This is a genomic window from Caldimonas sp. (assembly GCF_046289365.1).
In the GTDB taxonomy this organism is placed as follows: Bacteria; Pseudomonadota; Gammaproteobacteria; order Burkholderiales; family Burkholderiaceae_C; genus Caldimonas.
On record NZ_JBKBVU010000343.1, the window covers coordinates 1 to 1660 of the forward strand.

The window sequence follows — 1660 nt, forward strand, 5'->3', positions numbered from 1 at the left end:
TGCTTGAACTCGCGCAGCTTCATGTGGGGGGCTTCCTCCGGGCACCAGATCGCGGCGGACATCTCGACGCCATCCCATGCCTGCTCGACGCTCGCGTCGGCGGCGAGCGTGCCGGGCAACGGCTCTTGCGGATCGCCGCTGCGCCGGATGCGTGCCCGGGTTCTCACGGCGCTGCTGCTGCGCCATTCGTACTTCGCGTAACCGTTGTCCCAGTAGACCAGGATCGCGCGCTGCGGGGTGAACTTGATGAAGCGGATGCACAGCGCCTCGAACGACACCTGGAAGCGCTTGGCAATGCCACTGAGGACGTGCAGATCGATGCGTCGGTTCGAGATCCACTCGCGCAGCCGATCGCCGGGCATCAGCAAATTGCTGGCGAAGTCGTCGGCTTCGCGCTCGATCAGACGCATCGTCTCGTGGCCGGAGTGGACGCTGTCCTTGTCGCAGTTGAAACGCGACTGCTGGTCGCGGTGCAGGACGAAGTGGCCGAGCTCGTGAGCGATGGTGAATCGCTGGCGCTGCGGGCTGACCATGCCGTTGTAGGCGATACCCCAGACCTCAGGGTCACCGGGGTCCCGCGCCAGCATGCCCTCGAAGGCATCGTCGTTGAACTGCACCGGGGGACGGATTTCGCGCACGCCCGCTCCGAAGGGCGTACTCGGCAGCATCTGCCGCACCAGGTCGAGATCGACGGCCTCGGGCACGTCCGCGCCATACCAAGCCCGCAACCAGTGGTGGACTTTGTTGGCGGCGATCGCGCCGTTGAGGGCCGGGGGCGTGCTCACCTTTTGGCTTCGGGCAGATCCTTGTCCGGGAAGATGATCTTCAGTGCTTGGCGCACCCGGTCTTTCTCGGCTTCGGTCATGCCGGCATAGGCGCGGAAGAAGGCCACGTCCTCGGGGCTGGCCTCGGGCACTTGGGGCATCGGCTCGCCCATGATGTCCTCCATGGTCACGCCCAGCACCTTGGCCAGCGCCTGCACGCGCTCGGCCGAGGGGCGTTGGCCCTCTTTCATCTCCAGTTCCCAGATGTAGGCCTTGGTACAGCCGACGGCGTCGGCCACTTGCTGCAAGGTCAGTTTCTTCGCCTCGCGAAATCGCCGCAGGCGAGATCCAAACGCGGAAGCCATGGCGATGTCCTGTCTCGAATCACGGGAAGTGGTGGGATGCAGTCCGACAGTATAGCGCCGTGATACACATAAGCGCCAAATGTGCCACAGTGTTTGACAGGCCGGTCAGGCAGGGACACAATCGCGCTGTATCACGCTGCCTTACTTTTGCGTGATATCCGTTCAACAAATGTCGCCGGCCCGCGTGCCCGAACCCTCGGTCCGTAGACCTTCGACGCCACTTCAGGGAAAGGACCGAGAAGATGAAGAAGACTTTCGTCGACGTGCTGCTCGAACTGCCGGTGGACGCGACCCTCAGCTCTTTCCTGGCCTCGCACGGCCTGCCCGTGGCCGACGATTTCGACTGGGAGGATACGCCTCGCACCTCGCAGGCACTGGTGGAGGCCGTTCGGGCCTGGCCCGACGTCGCCGCCCGTGACCGTCTGATCGGCAACCTCATGGCCAGCATCCAGCTGGCCGACCCGGCCGGCAAGCAGGCGATGTTCCAGGCCGCCGCCGGGGACGGCGCCGCGCTGCTGGGTCTCGTGGCAT

2 protein-coding genes and 1 pseudogene are annotated in these 1660 nt (G+C 64.9%); 1 reads left to right on the forward strand and 2 read right to left on the reverse strand.

What is annotated here, in order from left to right:
* Both ACK42S_RS17845 and ACK42S_RS17850 read right to left on the reverse strand, forming a co-directional pair.
* Positions 1-785, reverse strand: a 785-nt coding sequence (locus ACK42S_RS17845; RefSeq protein ID WP_409710784.1) for an ImmA/IrrE family metallo-endopeptidase, incomplete at its 3' end; no start/stop codon positions are given.
* A complete protein-coding gene (locus ACK42S_RS17850) occupies positions 782-1129 on the reverse strand; it encodes a helix-turn-helix domain-containing protein (RefSeq protein ID WP_352889581.1) in 348 nt (115 codons plus the stop codon). The genes ACK42S_RS17850 and ACK42S_RS17845, both read right to left, overlap by 4 nt.
* A 242-nt stretch (positions 1130-1371) precedes the next feature.
* Between ACK42S_RS17850 and ACK42S_RS17855 the strand changes: the two are divergent.
* Positions 1372-1660, forward strand: a pseudogene (locus ACK42S_RS17855) (hypothetical protein); the annotation flags it as partial.

Bases quoted from the DNA above. Each gene is read 5' to 3' on its own strand.
- ACK42S_RS17850 (WP_352889581.1), bottom strand. From the start codon at position 1,129: ATGGCTTCCGCGTTTGGATCTCGCCTGCGGCGATTTCGCGAGGCGAAG.